The sequence below is a fragment of the Aeromonas sp. R7-1 genome (assembly GCF_040908115.1).
Lineage (GTDB): Bacteria > Pseudomonadota > Gammaproteobacteria > Enterobacterales > Aeromonadaceae > Aeromonas > Aeromonas caviae.
On the sequence record NZ_JBFODD010000060.1, the window covers coordinates 1 to 20251 of the forward strand.

Annotated in this window: 18 protein-coding genes and 1 tRNA gene; all 19 read left to right on the forward strand. The window is 56.4% G+C overall.

The window, feature by feature from the left end; all coding sequences use genetic code 11:
* Positions 1–1137: elongation factor Tu (tuf, locus tag AB5Y51_RS17990; protein ID WP_017788708.1), on the forward strand; the 1137-nt coding region annotated here is incomplete at its 5' end.
* 52 nt (positions 1138–1189) lie between these two features.
* Positions 1190–1266 (forward strand) — tRNA-Trp (locus AB5Y51_RS17995).
* Positions 1267–1326: 60 nt separating this feature from the next.
* Positions 1327–1698: a preprotein translocase subunit SecE gene (gene secE / locus AB5Y51_RS18000; protein ID WP_010675960.1), complete on the forward strand. Its 372-nt coding sequence runs from the start codon at positions 1327–1329 to the stop codon at positions 1696–1698.
* Between the two features lie 9 nt (positions 1699–1707).
* Entirely contained in the window at positions 1708–2259 is a 552-nt protein-coding gene (gene nusG / locus AB5Y51_RS18005) for a transcription termination/antitermination protein NusG (RefSeq protein WP_010675959.1), read from the forward strand.
* Positions 2260–2393: 134 nt separating this feature from the next.
* A complete protein-coding gene (rplK, locus tag AB5Y51_RS18010) occupies positions 2394–2822 on the forward strand; it encodes a 50S ribosomal protein L11 (RefSeq protein ID WP_005306313.1) in 429 nt (142 codons plus the stop codon).
* 4 nt (positions 2823–2826) lie between these two features.
* Positions 2827–3528: a 50S ribosomal protein L1 gene (gene rplA, locus AB5Y51_RS18015; RefSeq protein WP_010675958.1), complete on the forward strand. Its 702-nt coding sequence runs from the start codon at positions 2827–2829 to the stop codon at positions 3526–3528.
* A gap of 256 nt (positions 3529–3784) precedes the next feature.
* Positions 3785–4285, forward strand: coding sequence for a 50S ribosomal protein L10 (rplJ, locus tag AB5Y51_RS18020; protein WP_042016252.1), 501 nt, complete (start codon positions 3785–3787; stop codon positions 4283–4285).
* A 51-nt stretch (positions 4286–4336) separates the two neighbouring features.
* Complete coding sequence (gene rplL / locus AB5Y51_RS18025; protein ID WP_010675957.1) at positions 4337–4702, forward strand: 50S ribosomal protein L7/L12; 366 nt, start codon at positions 4337–4339, stop codon at positions 4700–4702.
* Positions 4703–4925: 223 nt separating this feature from the next.
* Positions 4926–8954, forward strand: coding sequence for a DNA-directed RNA polymerase subunit beta (gene rpoB / locus AB5Y51_RS18030; RefSeq protein WP_010675956.1), 4029 nt, complete (start codon positions 4926–4928; stop codon positions 8952–8954).
* Positions 8955–9045: 91 nt separating this feature from the next.
* Positions 9046–13350, forward strand: a complete 4305-nt coding sequence (gene rpoC / locus AB5Y51_RS18035; protein ID WP_010675955.1) for a DNA-directed RNA polymerase subunit beta' — start codon at positions 9046–9048, stop codon at positions 13348–13350.
* A 197-nt stretch (positions 13351–13547) separates the two neighbouring features.
* Positions 13548–14264, forward strand: coding sequence for a transcriptional regulator (locus AB5Y51_RS18040; RefSeq protein ID WP_010675954.1), 717 nt, complete (start codon positions 13548–13550; stop codon positions 14262–14264).
* 26 nt (positions 14265–14290) lie between these two features.
* Positions 14291–14671: a RidA family protein gene (locus AB5Y51_RS18045; RefSeq protein WP_010675953.1), complete on the forward strand. Its 381-nt coding sequence runs from the start codon at positions 14291–14293 to the stop codon at positions 14669–14671.
* Between the two features lie 86 nt (positions 14672–14757).
* Positions 14758–15150 (forward strand): sulfurtransferase complex subunit TusD, encoded by a 393-nt coding sequence (tusD, locus tag AB5Y51_RS18050; protein WP_010675952.1) that lies wholly within the window; start codon positions 14758–14760, stop codon positions 15148–15150.
* Between the two features lie 9 nt (positions 15151–15159).
* Positions 15160–15516: a sulfurtransferase complex subunit TusC gene (tusC, locus tag AB5Y51_RS18055; protein ID WP_029314860.1), complete on the forward strand. Its 357-nt coding sequence runs from the start codon at positions 15160–15162 to the stop codon at positions 15514–15516.
* Between the two features lie 7 nt (positions 15517–15523).
* On the forward strand, positions 15524–15802 hold the full coding sequence (gene tusB, locus AB5Y51_RS18060; protein ID WP_029314859.1) for a sulfurtransferase complex subunit TusB: 279 nt from the start codon (positions 15524–15526) through the stop codon (positions 15800–15802).
* A 181-nt stretch (positions 15803–15983) separates the two neighbouring features.
* Positions 15984–16358: a 30S ribosomal protein S12 gene (rpsL, locus tag AB5Y51_RS18065; RefSeq protein WP_005306278.1), complete on the forward strand. Its 375-nt coding sequence runs from the start codon at positions 15984–15986 to the stop codon at positions 16356–16358.
* Between the two features lie 93 nt (positions 16359–16451).
* A complete protein-coding gene (gene rpsG / locus AB5Y51_RS18070) occupies positions 16452–16922 on the forward strand; it encodes a 30S ribosomal protein S7 (RefSeq protein ID WP_010675949.1) in 471 nt (156 codons plus the stop codon).
* 75 nt (positions 16923–16997) lie between these two features.
* Positions 16998–19103, forward strand: coding sequence for an elongation factor G (gene fusA, locus AB5Y51_RS18075; protein ID WP_010675948.1), 2106 nt, complete (start codon positions 16998–17000; stop codon positions 19101–19103).
* Positions 19104–19157: 54 nt separating this feature from the next.
* Positions 19158–20251 (forward strand): elongation factor Tu (gene tuf / locus AB5Y51_RS18080; RefSeq protein ID WP_005306258.1); only part of this gene is annotated, 1094 nt, incomplete at its 3' end.

The following is a 20251-nucleotide window of genomic DNA, read 5'->3' on the forward strand; positions in this document are numbered from 1 at the left end:
ACCATCGGCCACGTTGACCACGGTAAAACCACCCTGACCGCCGCCATCACCAACGTGCTGGCCAAGCACTTCGGTGGTAAAGCTTTCGCCTTCGACCAGATCGACAAGGCACCGGAAGAGCGTGAGCGTGGTATCACCATCAACACCTCCCACGTAGAATACGACACTGCAACCCGCCACTATGCCCACGTAGATTGCCCGGGTCACGCCGACTACGTTAAAAACATGATCACCGGTGCTGCCCAGATGGACGGCGCAATCCTGGTAGTAGCAGCGACTGACGGCCCGATGCCGCAAACTCGTGAGCACATCCTGCTGGGTCGTCAGGTAGGCGTTCCGTACATCATCGTGTTCATGAACAAGTGCGACATGGTAGATGACGAAGAGCTGCTGGAACTGGTCGAGATGGAAGTTCGCGAACTGCTGTCCGAGTACGACTTCCCGGGTGATGACCTGCCGGTAGTACGTGGTTCCGCACTGAAAGCGCTGGAAGGCGAAGCTCAGTGGGAAGAGAAGATCCTGGAACTGGCTGGCCACCTGGACACCTACATTCCGGAGCCGGAGCGTGCCATCGACCAGCCGTTCCTGATGCCTATCGAAGACGTCTTCTCCATCGCAGGCCGTGGTACCGTAGTTACCGGTCGTGTAGAGCGCGGTATCGTCAAGGTTGGTGAAGAAGTGGAAATCGTTGGTATCAAAGATACCACCAAGACCACCTGTACTGGCGTTGAAATGTTCCGCAAACTGCTGGACGAAGGTCGTGCTGGTGAGAACGTTGGTGCACTGCTGCGTGGCGTGAAGCGTGAAGACGTAGAGCGTGGTCAGGTACTGGCCAAGCCGGGCACCATCAAGCCGCACACCAAGTTCGAATCCGAAGTGTACGTGCTGTCCAAAGAAGAAGGTGGTCGTCACACTCCGTTCTTCAAGGGCTACCGTCCGCAGTTCTACTTCCGTACTACCGACGTGACCGGTACCATCGAACTGCCGGAAGGCGTAGAGATGGTCATGCCGGGCGACAACATCAAGATGGTTGTTACCCTGATTGCGCCGATCGCGATGGACGACGGCCTGCGTTTCGCCATCCGTGAAGGTGGCCGTACCGTAGGTGCTGGTGTTGTAGCCAAAGTTATCGCTTAATCTTGGCTTACATAAATAAAGCAAAGCCCCTATAATAGGGGCTTTCTTATGCAGGGGCGTAGTTCGAATTGGTAGAACAGCGGTCTCCAAAACCGATGGTTGCGGGTTCGAGTCCTGCCGCCCCTGCCATATACCTCGTCTCGTACGGGGCTTTTGTGTCTTTGGTTACGTCAGATACAGGTGGGTTGTATGAGTGTTAGTTCTGAGGGTCAGGGCGGAAGCAAGGATACCCTGCTTTGGGGCCTGGTTTTCATCATCCTGGCGGCCGCTGTAGTGGGCAATTACCTGCTGAGCGACGTTATTGCTGCCGTCCGCGCCCTGGGTGTGGTCGTTGTCATCGCTGCTGCCGGTGCAGTGGCCCTGCAAACCACCAAGGGCAAGGCAACACTGGCGTTTGCCCGTGAGTCTCGCCTGGAAGTCCGCAAGGTCGTATGGCCGACCCGTCAGGAAGCCATTCAGACAACCCTGATTGTGCTGGCGGTGACTGCCGTGATGGGGCTGCTGCTGTTCGTGTTGGACGGCGCCTTGGTCTGGTTGGTCAACCTGATTACCGGTGTGTAAGGATAAGCCATGACTGAACAACGTGAACAGCGTATGAGATGGTATGTCGTGCAGGCATTTTCCGGCTACGAAGGCCGTGTTGCCAAATCCCTGCGTGAACATATCAAGATGCATGGCATGGAAGAGCTGTTTGGTGAAGTGCTGGTCCCGACCGAAGAAGTGGTCGAGATGCGTGCTGGCCAGAAGCGCAAGAGTGAGCGCAAATTTTTCCCGGGATACGTCCTGGTCCAGATGGTGATGGATGAAACCACATGGCACTTGGTACGCAATGTACCACGTGTAATGGGTTTCATCGGCGGTACCTCCGATCGCCCTGCTCCTATCTCCGATAAAGAAGCGGATGCCATCCTCAATCGTCTGCAAGATGCCCACGACAAGCCGCGTCCGAAAACCCTGTTTGAACCGGGTGAGATGGTCCGGGTTGCCGATGGTCCGTTCGCCGACTTCAACGGTACCGTTGAAGAGGTGGACTACGAAAAGAGCCGCGTGAAGGTCTCCGTACTGATCTTCGGCCGCTCAACGCCGGTAGAACTGGATTTTGGTCAGGTCGAAAAAGGCTGATTAATCTCTGTACGTTTAACGGTTGTCAGGGGCAGCGATTATCTCTATAATTCGCTGCCCCTTTATTTGTTGGGGAGCCGTTTGCAGGAGCATGTCTCCGAGGCGTTAGAACCCATTTTTGAGGTATTATTGTAATGGCTAAGAAAGTCACAGCTTATATCAAGCTGCAAGTTAAGGCTGGCAGTGCTAACCCCAGCCCTCCCGTTGGTCCTGCTCTGGGTCAGCACGGTGTGAACATCATGGAATTCTGTAAGGCATTCAACGCTCGTACAGAAAAGCTGGAAAAAGGTTCTCCGACTCCGGTCGTGATCACCGTTTACAGCGACCGTTCCTTCACCTTCGAAACCAAGACTCCGCCCGCTTCCTTCCTGCTGAAGAAAGCCGCTGGTATCCAGTCTGGTTCCGCCAAGCCGAACAAAGACAAGGTTGGTAAGGTGACTGTGGCTCAGCTGCAAGAAATCGCCAAGACCAAAGAGCCGGATATGACTGGTGCCGATCTGGATGCAAAAGTACGTTGCATCGCCGGTTCCGCTCGTTCCATGGGCCTGGTAGTGGAGGAGTAAGACAATGGCTAAACTGTCCAAGCGTATGCGCGTTATTCGCGAAAAAGTTGACGGTACCAAAGAGTACTCCATCAACGAAGCCATTGCCCTGCTGAAAGAACTGGCTACCGCCAAGTTCGTTGAAAGCGTTGACGTTGCCGTTAACCTGGGTATCGATGCTCGTAAATCCGACCAGAACGTACGTGGTGCAACTGTACTGCCGCACGGTACCGGTCGTGACATCCGTGTCGCCGTGTTCACCCAGGGTGCCAATGCCGAAGCCGCCAAGGCTGCCGGTGCTGAACTGGTTGGTATGGACGACCTGGCCGAGCTGGTCAAGAAAGGCGAGATGAACTTCGACGTCGTCATCGCATCCCCGGATGCCATGCGTGTTGTTGGTCAACTGGGTCAAATCCTGGGCCCGCGCGGTCTGATGCCGAACCCGAAAGTGGGTACCGTCACTCCGAACGTAGCCGAAGCCGTCAAGAACGCCAAGGCTGGTCAGGTTCGTTACCGTAACGACAAGAACGGTATCATTCACACCACCCTGGGCAAAGTTTCCTTCAACGAAGTTCAGTTGAAAGAGAACCTGGAAGCTCTGCTGGTTGCCTTGAAGAAGGCCAAGCCGTCCTCCGCCAAGGGTGTATTCATCAAGAAAGTCAGCATCTCCACCACCATGGGTGCCGGTGTTGCCGTAGACCAAGCTTCTCTGGAAGCTCAGGCCTAATTGATGGGTTTTACAAGGCGCAAAATTTAATCTATAATTTTGCGCCTTGATTGGTTGGGGGTTTCGACCTCCGTCCAAGACCGCAGGAGGCTGCAAAGCCTTAATGTTTCCTGCGTAGACGGTGCCGGAAACCCAGCGAGAAAGATTCTTTCTCTTCTGGAATCCTGCTACCGCATCGTTCCCCTCTGTTGTAAAGGTAGGGGGGATGTGTCAGTACTGGGTCAATAGACCCGGATTCAATCCAGGAGTTAAGCCAATGGCATTGGGACTCGAAGACAAAAAGGCAATTGTTGCTGAAGTCAACGAAGCTGCCAAAGGCGCTCTTTCTGCAGTTGTAGCCGATTCTCGCGGCGTCACTGTAGAGAAGATGACCGTCCTGCGTAAGACCGCTCGTGAAGCTGGTGTGTATATGCGCGTTGTGCGTAACACCCTGCTGCGTCGCGCGGTAGAAGGTACCGAATACGAGTGCCTGAACGACGCATTTACCGGTCCTACCTTGATTGCTTTCTCCAACGAACACCCGGGCGCTGCCGCTCGTCTGTTCAAAGAGTTTGCCAAAGCGAACCAAAAGTTCGAAATCAAGGCTGGCGCTTTTAACGGTGAGTTTATCGCCGCAGCACAAATTGATCGTCTGGCCACGCTGCCGACTTACGAAGAAGCAATTGCGAAGTTGATGGCTACCATGAAGGAAGCCTCTGCTGGCAAGCTGGTTCGTACTATCGCTGCTGTTCGCGACCAGAAACAAGCTGCTGCTTGATTCTCGCCTATCTAGGCTGTTTGAGTTTATTCAACATCAGGAATTTTTGTCATGTCTATCACTAAAGACCAAATCATCGAAGCCGTTGCTTCCATGTCCGTAATGGAAGTTGTTGAGCTGATCGAAGCTATGGAAGAGAAGTTCGGTGTTTCTGCCGCTGCTGCCGTCATGGCTGGCCCGGCTGCTGCTGAAGCAGTAGAAGAGAAGACCGAGTTCGACGTAGTTCTGACTGCTGCTGGCGCCAACAAAGTTGCCGTCATCAAGGCCGTTCGTGGCGCTACCGGTCTGGGCCTGAAAGAAGCCAAGGACCTGGTAGAAGCTGCTCCGACCAATCTGAAAGAAGCCGTGTCCAAGGACGAAGCTGAAGCTCTGAAGAAAGAGCTGGAAGCTGCCGGTGCTTCTGTTGAGATCAAATAATCTGCATTTATGTAGATTAGCCTGATAAAACAGGCTAAGGCTGGTGAATCTTTATTCACCAGCCTTTTTGCGCTGTAGACTGAGAGTATTTCACACCGTTCACGACTCTCGGTGCACCAGCAATCCGGACCGCCTCATCGTCCGGGCCAACACAAAACGGTGTTGAGACAGAGCTGTCCCGTGGGGACAGAGTGGGTCACTTATCAGCGAGCTGAGGAACCCTATGGTTTACTCTTATACCGAAAAAAAACGCATACGTAAGGACTTCGGTAAGCGAGACCAGGTACTGGACACGCCTTATCTGTTGTCCATTCAGCTGGACTCCTTCAAGCAGTTCATCGAGGCTGACCCGGAAGGTGAGTACGGCCTAGAAGCCGCCTTCCGTAGCGTTTTCCCGATCACCAGTTACTCCGGTAGTGCTGAGCTTCAGTATGTCAGCTATCGCCTGGGTGAGCCGGTATTTGACGTAAAAGAATGCCAGATCCGTGGAGTGACCTACTCCGCGCCGCTGCGTGTCAAGCTTCGTATGGTTCTGTACGACCGTGAAGCAGCTGCCGGCACCGTCAAAGACATCAAGGAACAAGAAGTTTACATGGGCGAAATTCCGCTCATGACCGAGAACGGCACCTTTGTCATCAATGGTACCGAGCGGGTCATCGTCTCCCAGCTGCACCGCAGCCCGGGGGTCTTCTTCGACCACGATAAAGGCAAAACACATTCATCCGGTAAGGTGCTTTATAACGCTCGCGTTATCCCCTACCGTGGCTCCTGGCTGGACTTCGAGTTCGATGCGAAAGACAACCTGTTTGTCCGTATCGACCGTCGTCGCAAACTGCCAGCCTCCATTATTCTGCGCGCCCTGGACTTCAGTTCCGAAGAAATCCTGGCCACCTTCTTCGAGACCATCGGTTTCGAAGTCAAGGATGGCAAGTTGATGATGGATCTGGTGCCCGAGCGCCTGCGTGGCGAGACCGCGACCTTCGACATCATTGCCAATGGCGCCGTGGTGGTTGAAACCGGTCGTCGTGTCACTGCCCGTCACATCCGTCAGCTGGAAAAAGACGGCATCACCCAGATCGAGGTGCCGGTAGAGTATGTTGTTGGCAAAGTTGCAGCCAAGAACTACGCGCACCCGCAGACTGGTGAGATGGTTGTCACTGCCAACCAGGCGCTGAGCCTGGAAGCGGTTGCCAACCTGTCCCAAGCCGGCTTCAAGCACTTCGAGGTTCTGTTCACCAACGAACTGGATCACGGTGCCTACATGTCCGAGACCCTGCGTATCGACTCCAGCTCCAGCCGCCTGGAAGCCCTGGTCGAGATCTATCGCATGATGCGTCCGGGCGAGCCGCCCACTCGCGAAGCGGCCGAGCAGCTGTTCGAGAACCTGTTCTTCTCTTCCGAGCGTTACGACCTGTCTACCGTAGGTCGGATGAAGTTCAACCGCCGTTTGGGTCGTGAAGACGAGACTGGCGTTGGCGTGCTGACCAAGGACGATATCGTCGAGGTCATGAAGCGCCTGATCGACATCCGTAACGGTAACGACGAAGTGGACGATATCGACCACCTTGGTAACCGTCGTATTCGTTCCGTCGGTGAAATGGCCGAGAACCAGTTCCGTGTCGGTCTGGTCCGTGTCGAGCGTGCGGTGAAGGAGCGCCTGTCTCTGGGCGATCTGGACACCCTGATGCCGCAGGATCTGATCAACGCCAAGCCGATCTCCGCCGCGGTCAAAGAGTTCTTCGGTTCCAGCCAGCTGTCCCAGTTCATGGACCAGAACAACCCGCTGTCCGAAGTGACCCACAAGCGCCGTATCTCCGCGCTGGGCCCGGGCGGTTTGACCCGTGAGCGTGCCGGTTTCGAAGTTCGAGACGTACACCCGACCCACTACGGTCGTCTGTGCCCCATCGAAACGCCGGAAGGTCCGAACATCGGTCTGATCAACTCGCTGTCCGTGTATTCCCGCACCAACGAGTACGGTTTCCTCGAGACCCCGTACCGCAAGGTGATCGACGGTGTGATCACCGACGAAGTGGATTACCTGTCTGCGATTGAAGAAGGCAAGTACGTGATCGCACAGGCCAACGCCGCGACCACCGAAGATGGCCGTCTGAAAGATGAATTGATCCCGTGCCGTCACAAAGGTGAGTCCACCTTTATGAACGCCGACCAGATCCAGTACATGGACGTGAGCCCGCAACAGATCGTCTCTGTGGCAGCGGCCCTGATCCCGTTCCTGGAACACGATGACGCGAACCGCGCATTGATGGGTTCAAACATGCAACGTCAGGCTGTACCGACCCTGCGCGCCGACAAGCCGCTGGTTGGTACCGGTATGGAACGCGCAGTGGCCGTTGACTCCGGTGTGACCGTAGTGGCCAAGCGTGGCGGCATGATCGACTATGTCGATGCCTCCCGTATCGTTATCAAGGTCAACGAAGATGAGCTGCTGCCTGGCGAAGCCGGCATCGACATCTACAGCCTGACCAAATACACCCGTTCCAACCAGAACACCTGTATCAACCAGCGTCCGTGCGTGATGTTGGGTGAGCCGGTGATGGCTGGCGACGTACTGGCTGACGGCCCGTCCACCGATCTCGGTGAACTGGCGCTGGGTCAGAACCTGCGCGTCGCGTTCATGCCGTGGAACGGTTACAACTTCGAAGACTCGATCCTGGTGAACGAGCGTGTTGTTCAGGAAGATCGCCTGACCACCATTCACATCCAGGAACTGGCCTGTATCTCCCGTGACACCAAGCTGGGTCCGGAAGAGATCACTGCTGACATCCCGAACGTGGGTGAAGCCGCTCTGTCCAAGCTGGACGAGTCCGGTATCGTCTACGTGGGTGCCGAAGTGAAGGGCGGCGACATTCTGGTCGGCAAGGTGACTCCGAAAGGTGAAACCCAGCTGACCCCGGAAGAGAAGCTGCTGCGCGCCATCTTCGGTGAGAAGGCGTCCGACGTGAAGGACTCCTCCCTGCGTGTACCGAACGGTGTGTACGGTACCGTGGTTGACGTGCAGGTCTTTACCCGCGATGGCGTGGAAAAAGACAAGCGCGCCAAAGAAATCGAAGAGATGCAGTTGAAGGAAGCGAAGAAGGACTTGACCGAAGAGTTCAAGATCCTGGAAGACGGCATTTTCGGCCGTTCCCGCAACCTGCTGCTGGCCGCCGGTTACAGCGAAGATCGTCTGAACAAGCTCGATCGTTCCAAGTGGTTTGAGCTGGCCATCGAAGATGAAGCCAAGCAAATCGAGCTGGAGCAGATCGCTGAACAGCACGTTGAGCTGAAGGCCGAGTTCGACAAGAAATTCGAGAACAAGCGTCGCAAGATCATCCAGGGCGATGACCTGGCGCCGGGCGTACTGAAGATCGTCAAGGTCTATCTGGCCGTCAAGCGTCGCATCCAGCCGGGTGACAAGATGGCGGGCCGTCACGGTAACAAGGGTGTTATCTCCAAGATCTGTCCGGTCGAGGATATGCCCCATGACGAGTACGGCCGTCCGGTCGACATCGTACTGAACCCGCTGGGTGTACCGTCTCGTATGAACATCGGTCAGATCCTCGAAGTGCACCTGGGCCTCGCGGCCAAGGGCATCGGCGAGAAGATCGACCGCATGATCAAAGAGCAGCGCGAGCTGCACGAGATGCGCGAGTTCCTGCAACAGGTCTATGACCTGGGCGAGAAGGACTCCCAGCAAGTGAACATTGCCGAACTGTCTGACGACGACGTGCGTACCCTGGTGGGTAACCTGCGTAAGGGTCTGCCGGTGGCAACACCTGTCTTTGATGGTGCCAAAGAGCGCGAAATCAAAGCCTTGCTGAAGCTGGCCGATCTGCCGGAATCCGGTCAGATCTCCCTGTTCGACGGTCGTACCGGTAACGCCTTCGAGCGCAAGGTCACCGTGGGTTACATGTACATGCTGAAGCTGAACCACCTGGTAGACGACAAGATGCACGCGCGTTCTACCGGTTCCTACAGCCTGGTTACCCAGCAGCCGCTGGGTGGTAAGGCGCAGTTCGGTGGTCAGCGGTTCGGTGAGATGGAAGTGTGGGCCCTGGAGGCTTACGGTGCGGCATATACCCTGCAGGAAATGCTGACCGTCAAGTCTGACGATGTGAACGGCCGTACCAAGATGTACAAGAACATCGTGGATGGCGACCACCGTATGGAGCCGGGCATGCCCGAATCCTTCAACGTATTGCTGAAGGAAATCCGCTCTCTGGGTATCAACATCGAGCTGGACGAAGAGTAAGAGCTCGCTCTTATTGTTCGAGAATTGACGTGGGCGCCCCGCTGTTTCGGCAGCCGGGGCGCCGAGGTTAGACTCCTGACAGGGGAAACACGTGAAAGACTTACTCAAGTTTTTGAAGGCTCAGACCAAGACCGAAGAGTTTGACAGTATCAAGATCGGTCTGGCCTCTCCTGACATGATCCGCTCCTGGTCATTCGGTGAGGTCAAAAAGCCTGAGACCATCAACTACCGGACTTTCAAGCCGGAGCGTGATGGTCTGTTCTGCGCCCGTATCTTCGGACCGGTGAAGGACTACGAGTGTCTGTGCGGCAAGTACAAGCGCCTGAAACACCGTGGTGTGATCTGCGAGAAGTGCGGTGTAGAAGTGACCCAGACCAAGGTCCGTCGTGAGCGCATGGGCCACATCGAGCTGGCCAGCCCGACTGCCCACATCTGGTTCCTGAAGTCCCTGCCGTCCCGTATCGGTCTGCTGCTGGACATGACCCTGCGTGACATCGAGCGCGTGCTGTATTTCGAATCCTATGTAGTGATCGAACCCGGCATGACCAACCTCGAGCGCAGCCAGATGCTCTCCGAAGAGAACTATCTGGACGCACTGGAAGAGTGGGGCGACGAATTCGACGCCAAGATGGGTGCCGAGGCCATTCTGGCTCTGCTGCGCGCCATCGATCTGGAAGGCGAAGTCAAAGCCATGCGTGAGGAGCTGGATCAGACCAACTCCGAGACCAAGCGCAAGAAGACCACCAAGCGTCTGAAGCTGATGGAAGCCTTCCTGCAGTCCGGCAACAAGCCGGAGTGGATGATCATGACTGTGCTGCCCGTGCTGCCGCCGGACCTGCGTCCGCTGGTACCGCTGGACGGCGGTCGTTTCGCGACCTCCGATCTGAACGATCTGTACCGTCGCGTGATCAACCGTAACAACCGCTTGAAGCGTCTGCTGGATCTGGCTGCGCCGGACATCATCGTGCGCAACGAAAAGCGCATGCTGCAAGAGTCCGTGGATGCCCTGCTGGACAACGGCCGTCGTGGTCGTGCCATCACCGGTTCCAACAAGCGCCCGCTGAAATCCCTGGCCGACATGATCAAGGGTAAGCAAGGTCGTTTCCGTCAGAACCTGCTGGGTAAGCGTGTCGACTACTCTGGTCGTTCCGTTATCACCGTAGGTCCGACCCTGCGTCTGCATCAGTGCGGTCTGCCGAAGAAGATGGCACTTGAGCTGTTCAAGCCCTTCATCTACGGCAAGCTGGAATCCCGCGGTCTGGCGACCACGATCAAGGCCGCCAAGAAGATGGTGGAGCGCGAAGAAGCCGTCGTCTGGGACATCCTGGACGAAGTGATCCGCGAACACCCGGTTCTGCTGAACCGTGCGCCGACCCTGCACCGTCTGGGTATCCAGGCGTTTGAACCGACCCTGATCGAAGGCAAGGCCATCCAGCTGCACCCGCTCGTCTGTGCCGCCTATAACGCGGACTTCGACGGTGACCAGATGGCGGTCCACGTACCGCTGACCCTGGAAGCCCAGCTGGAAGCGCGTGCCCTGATGATGTCCACCAACAACATCCTGTCGCCTGCCTCCGGTGAGCCGATCATCGTTCCTTCCCAGGACGTGGTCTTGGGTCTGTACTACATGACCCGCGCCCGCATCAATGCGAAGGGTGAAGGTATGGTGCTGTCCGGCCCGAAAGAGGCCGAGAAGGTCTACCGTGCCGGCCTGGCCGACCTGCATGCTCGCGTCAAGTGCCGCATCACCGAGTACGTGAAGAACGAAGCCGGTGAGCTGGTTGCCAAGACCGAGATGAAGAACACCACCGTTGGTCGTGCGATCCTGAGCCTGATCCTGCCCAAAGGCATGGAGTACGCGCTGATTGACGAGCCCAAGGTACTGACTGCTGCAGAGCAGGCTGACCTGGACGCCAACCCGCAGAACTGGATCAAGTGCGTCTCCAACAAGGCGCTGGGCAAAAAGCTCATCTCCCGTCTGCTGAACACCTGCTATCGCAAGCAGGGCCTGAAGGATACCGTCATCTTCGCTGACCAGCTGATGTATACCGGTTTCCACTACGCGGCCCTGTCCGGTGCCTCTGTTGGTATCGATGACATGGTCATCCCGGATGCCAAGAAAGACATCATCGCTGCTGCAGAAGCCGAAGTCGCCGAGATCCAGGACCAGTTCCTGTCCGGTCTGGTGACCGCGGGCGAACGCTACAACAAGGTTATCGATATCTGGGCCAGCGCGAACGATCGCGTCTCCAAGGCCATGATGGACAACCTTTCCAAGGAGCGTAACGTCAACTCCCTGGGCGATGAGGAAGAGCAAGCCTCCTTCAACAGCATCTTCATGATGGCCGACTCTGGTGCGCGGGGTTCCGCCGCCCAGATCCGTCAGCTGGCCGGTATGCGTGGCCTGATGGCGAAGCCGGATGGCTCCATCATCGAAACGCCGATCGTGGCGAACTTCCGTGAAGGTCTGAACGTACTGCAGTACTTCATCTCCACTCACGGTGCTCGTAAAGGTCTGGCGGATACCGCACTGAAGACAGCGAACTCCGGTTACCTGACCCGTCGTCTGGTTGACGTGGCCCAGGACATGGTGATCACCGAGGACGATTGCGGCACTACCGACGGTCTGTGGATGACTCCGCTGATCGAGGGTGGCGACGTGGTCGAGCCGCTGCGTGAGCGCGTGCTGGGTCGTGTGGTGGCCGAAGACGTGATCAAGCCGGGTACCGAGGATGAAGTGCTGGTAGCGCGCAACACCCTGCTCGACGAGCAGCTGTGTGACCTGCTGGAGCGCAACTCCGTCGACCGCGTGAAGGTGCGTTCTGCCATCACCTGTGAGACCGACTTCGGTAACTGTGCTCACTGCTACGGCCGTGATCTGGCCCGTGGTCACCTGGTGAACAAGGGTGAGGCTGTCGGTGTTATCGCTGCTCAGTCCATCGGTGAACCAGGTACCCAGCTGACGATGCGTACCTTCCACATCGGTGGTGCCGCATCCCGAGCGGCTGCCGAGAGCAGCATCCAGGTGAAGAACACCGGTAGCATCAAGTTGCAGAACGCCAAGTTCGTTCTGAACAACTCTGACAAGCTGGTTATCACCTCCCGTTCTACCGAGCTGACCATCATGGACGAGATGGGCCGTACCAAGGAAAGCCACAAGCTGCCTTACGGTTCCGTGCTGGAAGTGAAGGATGGCGAAGCGGTGAACGCCGGTGATACCGTCGCGAACTGGGACCCGCACACTCACCCGATCATCACCGAAGTGGCGGGTCGCCTGCACTTCGAACACATGATCGACGGTGTGACCATCACTCGTCAGACCGACGAGCTGACCGGTCTCTCTTCCATCGTCGTGCTGGATGTCAACGAGCGTCCGAGCGCCGGTAAAGAGATGCGTCCGACCGTGAAACTGGTCGATCTGAACGGCAAGGATGTGATGATCCCGGGCACCGACGTTCCCGCCCAGTACTTCCTGCCGGGCAAGGCGATCGTGAACCTGGAAGATGGTGCCAACGTGGGCGTGGGTGACGCGGTTGCGCGTATCCCGCAAGAGTCCAGCGGTACCAAGGACATCACCGGTGGTCTGCCGCGCGTTGCGGATCTGTTCGAAGCACGTCAGCCGAAAGAGCCGGCCATCCTGGCCGAGATCTCCGGTACCATCTCCTTCGGGAAAGAGACCAAGGGCAAACGCCGTCTGGTCATCACCCCGACCGATGGTGGCGAGATCTACGAAGAGATGATTCCGAAATGGCGTCACCTCAACGTGTTCGAAGGTGAAAAAGTTGAGAAGGGTGAAGTGCTGGCGGACGGTCCCGAGTCTGCTCATGACATCCTGCGTCTGCGCGGTATCAGCCCGGTCGCCAACTACATCGCCAACGAAGTGCAGGACGTTTACCGTCTGCAAGGCGTTAAGATCAACGACAAGCACATCGAAGTCATCGTGCGTCAGATGCTTCGCAAGTGCGAGATCCTGAGCGCTGGCGACACCGACCTGATCGAAGGTGAACAGGTTGAAGTGGCCCGTGTGAAGATTGCCAACCGTAAACTGGTTGCCGAAGGGAAGACCCCGGCTACCTACCGTCATATCCTGATGGGTATTACCAAGGCATCTCTGAGCACCGAGTCCTTCATCTCCGCGGCTTCCTTCCAGGAGACCACCCGCGTGCTGACCGAAGCAGCCGTTGGTGGCAAGCGTGATGAACTGCGCGGCCTGAAAGAGAACGTGATCGTGGGTCGTCTGATCCCGGCTGGTACCGGCTTTGCCTACCACCACAGCCGCATCAACCAGCGTGCCGCCGCAGCCCGTGCTGTCGGTGTGCCGCAGGTGACTGCCGATGAAGCTCAGCAAAACCTGGCGGATCTGCTCAACGCAGCCGGCAGTTTTGACGAAGAGTAATCTTCCGCTGCAGTGATCGAAAAGGGCCCCTTCTAGGGGCCCTTTTTTTATTTCCCATCCGGCGCCCAGCATGCACTGGGCTGGGGCAGGGGGATGATCCAGTGCAAGGTTATAGAGCAAAAAATCAAAAAAAGTTGACATTGCCCCGTCGCAACTGAAAACTCGGGAAAGTTGAATGGGTATTACAGGGGTAGAACATGGCTGTCGGTATCGAGGAAGTACTGCTTCCCGAAGAGCAACTGAGCGGTCGCGCTTTTACAGACGAAGACAGGGAGCTGTTGCGTTCATATGGGGGCCTTATCGAAGGCCTGGCCGATCTGTTCGGCAAGCACTGCGAGGTGGTGCTCCACTCCCTGGAAAATCTGCATGAGTCCGTGATCCAAATCGCGAATGGTTTCAATACGGGTCGAACTCTGGGGGCGCCGATCACCGATCTCGCCCTGCGGATGCTCAAGGACATCGAGAGCACGGGTCAGGATCACACCCAGAGTTATTTTGCCCGCAGTCGGACCGGTGCCTTGATGAAGTCGAGCACCATCGCCATCCGTAACCGCGACAAGCAGGTGATCGGCCTTATCTGCATCAATTTGCACATCAATGCGCCTTTCCACGAGTTCGTGGCCGAATTCTTCCCGACACCACAGCAGGTGGAGCGGCAATCACCGGAGACCTTCGCCAACAGCGTCGAAGAGCTGGTTGCCCAGACGGTGGACAACACCATCGACGAGATCAATCGTGATCCCTCCGTGGCCAACAATGCCAAGAACCGTTTTATCGTGACCCAGTTGTTCGAGAAGGGCATATTTGATATCAAGGACTCGATCAACCTGGTCGCCGACAAGCTGAATATTTCCAAACATACCGTGTATCTCTACATCCGACAGCGCAAGCAGGGTGAAGAAGAGAGCGAGTAAGCGCCATAGATAGGGGATAGATAACAATGGCTAAAGAAGTGATTGCAACCGACAAGGCGCCTGCCGCAATTGGCCCTTATGTCCAGGCTACCAAGCTGGGTGAGCTGGTCTTTACCTCCGGGCAGATCCCGCTCGATCCGGCCACCATGGACATCGTTGCCGGTGGCATCGAGGCTCAGGCAGAGCAGGTGATGAAGAATCTGGTTGCCGTCTTGAAAGCCGCAGGGGCCGATACCAGCAAGGTGCTGAAGACCACCTGCTTCCTGAGTGACATGAACAACTTTGTGGCCTTCAACCAGGTGTATGCCCGCTACTTTGGCGAGTCCGCCCCGGCACGTTCCTGCGTGGAAGTTGCTCGTCTGCCCAAGGATGTACTGGTCGAAGTCGAAGCCATCGCTTACGTCTGAGCCTGTTTCATTGGAAAAGCCCCTCCCAGGAGGGGCTTTTGCGTCTGTGAGGTAGAATGGATGCACCGCTGTGCAGGAGTGCGATCATGAGTCTGAATTTTGCTCTGCTGGTCACCGGGCCCGCCTATGGCACCCAGACGGCCAGCACGGCCTATCGTTTTGCCCTGAGTCTGGTCGAGCAGGGACACCGCTTGTCCCACCTCTTCTTCTATCAGGAGGGGGTGTGCAATGCCAATGGCCTCCATGCGCCAGCCAGCGATGAGACCGACCTGGTGGCACTGTGGCGCGAGTTGGCCATCCAGCAGGGTATCCGCATCGATGTGTGTGTGGCTGCGGCCATGCGCCGTGGCGTGCTGGATGAGCAGGAGGCCAAGGGAATGGGACGGGAGCATTTCAATCTGGAAGCGCCATTCTGCCTGAGCGGGCTCGGTCAGTTGGCGGAAGCCGCACTGACCGCTGATCGCTTCGTTCAGTTCTAGGGGGACAAAATGACCAGAATAGCGTTTATCTCACGGCGTGGTCCCCATGGTTCGGCGAGTGGTCGGGAGGGGCTGGATGCTCTGCTGGCCACCTCTGCATTGACGGAGTCCTTGGCACTCTTTCTGGTGGGGGATGGCGTGATGCAACTGGTGAGGGAGCAATCACCACACGCCATATTGCAGCGTCACTACGCTCCGACCTTCAAGATGCTGGAACTGTATGACATCGAAGAGATCTATGTCTGTGCGGTGTCACTGGCTGAGCGAGGACTGACGGCGGCGGATCTGCTAATCCCAGTGATTCCGCTCTCTCCTGCGGAAATTCGCCGTAGCTGGGCGGGTTTCACCACCCACATCTGCTTCTGAGGTGCCCGTGATACAGCTGATATTGAACTCTCCCTTCATGAGCCAGGATCTCGAGTTGGCGTTGCGTTACCGCATGGAAGGGGATCTGGTGGTGTTGATGCAGGATGCCGTGATGGCGGCGGCTGCCCCCGGGTGGTGCGAGCGCTTGGCAGACGTCCCCCTGTACGTCATGAAGGAAGACCTGCAAGCGAGAGGCTTGTCATCCGGGATCGGGATGGAACTCGATATGCCGGGTTTGATCAGGTTGATCGTCGAGCACGGATCACCGCAGACCTGGGGCGGTTAGGCTTGTTTTTCCTTTTTATCTCAGTTGCTTAACATAATGTCATTCGACTGTCATTTGCCATTTCGGTGTGCAAATTGTATAAATCTTGACTCCCCAGACAACAGGGCATAAAATTTCGCGTCCCCGTATCTGCGGGGAGGATTTTTCACACGTTTATGAAGTCATTATCAGGAGCCTTTTGATGGCAACTATTAACCAGTTGGTTCGCAAGCCACGCATCAAGCTCGTTGTGAAAAGCAACGTGCCGGCGCTGGAAGCGTGCCCTCAGAAGCGTGGCGTATGCACCCGTGTATACACCACCACCCCGAAGAAGCCTAACTCTGCACTGCGTAAAGTATGCCGTGTACGTCTGACCAACGGCTTCGAAGTCACCTCCTACATCGGTGGTGAAGGTCACAACCTGCAAGAGCACTCTGTTGTTCTGATCCGTGGCGGTCGTGTAAAAGACTTGCCAGGTGTTCGTTATCACACCGTTCGTGGTGCGTTGGACTGTGCCGGTGTTAAAGACCGTAAGCAGGCTCGCTCCAAGTACGGCGTGAAGCGTCCGAAAGCTTAATGGTTCTCCGTTAAGTAAGGCCAAACGTTAATTCGTTTCTAGTTAGATAACTTTCTAGTTTTGGGTAACCCCTGAAGTTACGGAGAATTTGAAATGCCAAGACGTCGTGTTGTTGGTCAGCGTAAAATCCTGCCGGATCCCAAGTTCGGATCTGAGCTGCTGGCTAAATTTGTCAACGTAGTAATGGTTGACGGTAAGAAATCTGTTGCAGAAGCCATCGTTTATGGCGCCCTGGACATCATTGCCACCAAATCTGGCAAAGAGCACCTGGCCCTGTTCGAAGTCGCTCTGGACAACATTCGTCCGGCGGTCGAGGTTAAATCTCGTCGCGTCGGTGGTGCAACCTATCAGGTGCCGGTAGAAGTTCGTCCGGTACGTCGCAATGCTCTGGCAATGCGCTGGTTGGTTGATGCCGCTCGTAAACGTGGTGAAAAATCAATGGCTCAGCGTTTGGCTGGCGAGCTGCTGGATGCCGCTGACAATAAGGGTTCGTCTGTCAAGAAACGTGAAGACGTTCACCGTATGGCTGAAGCGAACAAGGCCTTCGCTCACTTCCGCTGGTAATCCGCTTGCGCAGGGTCTTATGACTCTGCGCACCTTTAATTATCTGGGGACAAGCGCCCTAGTAAGAGGATGACAATGGCTCGTACAACCCCCATTGAGCGTTATCGTAATATCGGTATCTCCGCTCACATCGACGCCGGTAAGACTACTACTACCGAGCGCGTTCTGTTTTACACCGGTGTAAGTCACAAGATCGGTGAAGTTCACGATGGCGCCGCCACCATGGACTGGATGGAACAGGAACAAGAGCGTGGTATCACCATCACCTCCGCCGCGACCACCGCTTTCTGGTCCGGTATGGGTAAACAGTTCCAACCGCACCGTATCAACATCATCGATACCCCGGGCCACGTTGACTTTACTATCGAAGTAGAGCGTTCCATGCGTGTTCTGGATGGCGCCGTGATGGTGTACTGTGCCGTAGGTGGCGTACAGCCCCAGTCTGAAACCGTATGGCGTCAGGCTAACAAGTACAAGGTTCCCCGTATCGCGTTCGTCAACAAGATGGACCGTACCGGTGCTAACTTCCTGCGCTGCGTTGAGCACATCAAGACCCGTCTGAAAGGTAACCCGGTTCCTCTGCAACTGAACATCGGTTCCGAAGAGAACTTCAAGGGCGTTATCGACCTGGTCAAGATGAAAGCCATCAACTGGAGCGAAGCTGACCAGGGCGTATCCTTCGACTACGAAGACGTCCCGGCCGAGCTGCTGGAACAGGCGCAAGAAATGCGCATGAACCTGGTTGAAGCCGCTGCTGAAGCGTCTGAAGACCTGATGGAAAAATACCTGGGTGGTGAAGAACTGACTGAAGAAGAGATCAAGAAAGCTCTGCGTCAGCGTGTTCTGAACAACGAAATCATCCTGGTTACCTGTGGCTCCGCGTTCAAGAACAAGGGCGTACAGGCCATGCTGGATGCCGTGGTCGAGTACCTGCCGGCTCCGACCGACGTTGCTGCTATCGACGGTCTGAAGCTGGATGGCGAGACCAAGGACGAGCGTCACGCTTCCGATGACGAGCCGTTCTCTGCTCTGGCATTCAAGATTGCTACCGACCCGTTCGTGGGCAACTTGACCTTCTTCCGTGTTTACTCCGGTGTGGTCAACTCCGGTGACTCCGTGCTGAACTCCGTTAAAGAGAAGCGCGAGCGTTTCGGCCGTATCGTTCAGATGCATGCCAACAAGCGTGAAGAGATCAAAGAAGTTCGCGCAGGCGACATCGCTGCTGCCATCGGCCTGAAGGACGTCACCACCGGTGATACCCTGTGTGACGAAAGCGCACCGATCATCCTGGAGCGTATGGAATTCCCGGAGCCGGTAATCTCCATCGCCGTTGAGCCGAAATCCAAGGCTGACCAGGAGAAGATGGGTCTGGCTCTGGGCCGTCTGGCTCAGGAAGATCCGTCCTTCCGCGTATGGACCGACGAAGAATCTGGTCAAACCATCATCGCCGGTATGGGTGAGCTGCACCTGGACATCATCGTTGACCGTATGCGTCGCGAGTTCAAGGTAGAAGCCAACGTAGGTAAGCCGCAGGTTGCCTACCGTGAAACCATCCGCAACACCGTCAAGGACATCGAAGGCAAGCATGCCAAGCAGTCCGGTGGTCGTGGTCAGTACGGTCACGTCGTTATCGACATGTACCCGCTGGAAGAAGGCAAAGCCTACGAATTCGTCAACGACATCAAGGGTGGCGTGATTCCGGGCGAATTCATCCCGGGTGTTGACAAGGGTATCCGCGAGCAGCTGAAGTCCGGCCCGCTGGCAGGCTATCCGGTAATGGATCTGGGTGTGCGTCTGCACTTCGGTTCCTACCACGATGTCGACTCTTCCGAACTGGCGTTCAAGATCGCTGCTTCTCTGGCGTTCAAGGCTGGCTTCATGAAGGCCAACCCGGTACTGCTCGAGCCGATCATGAAGGTCGAAGTCGAGACTCCGGAAGACTACATGGGCGACGTGATCGGTGACCTGAACCGTCGTCGCGGCCTGATCGAAGGCATGGAAGATGGCCCGTCCGGCAAGATCGTACGTGCGCTGGTGCCGCTGGCCGAAATGTTCGGTTACGCCACCTCCCTGCGTTCTGCTACCCAGGGTCGTGCTTCCTACGCCATGGAATTCGCCAAGTATCACGATGCCCCGACCAACGTCGCCCAGGCCGTGATCGAAGAGCGCAAATCCAAGTAATTTAAGATTCCCCGCCTACGACGGTAGGCGGGTTTAACCTAGAAGGACTACGTCGTGTCTAAAGAAAAATTTGAGCGTAATAAACCGCACGTAAACGTCGGCACCATCGGCCACGTTGACCACGGTAAAACCACCCTGACCGCCGCCATCACCAACGTGCTGGCCAAGCACTTCGGTGGTAAAGCTTTCGCCTTCGACCAGATCGACAAGGCACCGGAAGAGCGTGAGCGTGGTATCACCATCAACACCTCCCACGTAGAATACGACACTGCAACCCGCCACTATGCCCACGTAGATTGCCCGGGTCACGCCGACTACGTTAAAAACATGATCACCGGTGCTGCCCAGATGGACGGCGCAATCCTGGTAGTAGCAGCGACTGACGGCCCGATGCCGCAAACTCGTGAGCACATCCTGCTGGGTCGTCAGGTAGGCGTTCCGTACATCATCGTGTTCATGAACAAGTGCGACATGGTAGATGACGAAGAGCTGCTGGAACTGGTCGAGATGGAAGTTCGCGAACTGCTGTCCGAGTACGACTTCCCGGGTGATGACCTGCCGGTAGTACGTGGTTCCGCACTGAAAGCGCTGGAAGGCGAAGCTCAGTGGGAAGAGAAGATCCTGGAACTGGCTGGCCACCTGGACACCTACATTCCGGAGCCGGAGCGTGCCATCGACCAGCCGTTCCTGATGCCTATCGAAGACGTCTTCTCCATCGCAGGCCGTGGTACCGTAGTTACCGGTCGTGTAGAGCGCGGTATCGTCAAGGTTGGTGAAGAAGTGGAAATCGTTGGTATCAAAGATACCACCAAGACCACCTGTACTGGCGTTGAAATGTTCCGCAAACTGCTGGACGAAGGTCGTGCTGGTGAGAACGTTGGTGCACTGCTGCGTGGCGTGAAGCGTGAAGACGTAGAGCGTGGTCAGGTACTGGCCAAGCCGGGCACCATCAAGCCGCACACCAAGTTCGAATCCGAAGTGTACGTGCTGTCCAAAGAAGAAGGTGGTCGTCACACTCCGTTCTTCAAGGGCTACCGTCCGCAGTTCTACTTCCGTACTACCGACGTGACCGGTACCATCGAACTGCCGGAAGGCGTAGAGATGGTCATGCCGGGCGACAACATCAAGATGGTTGTTACCCTGATTGC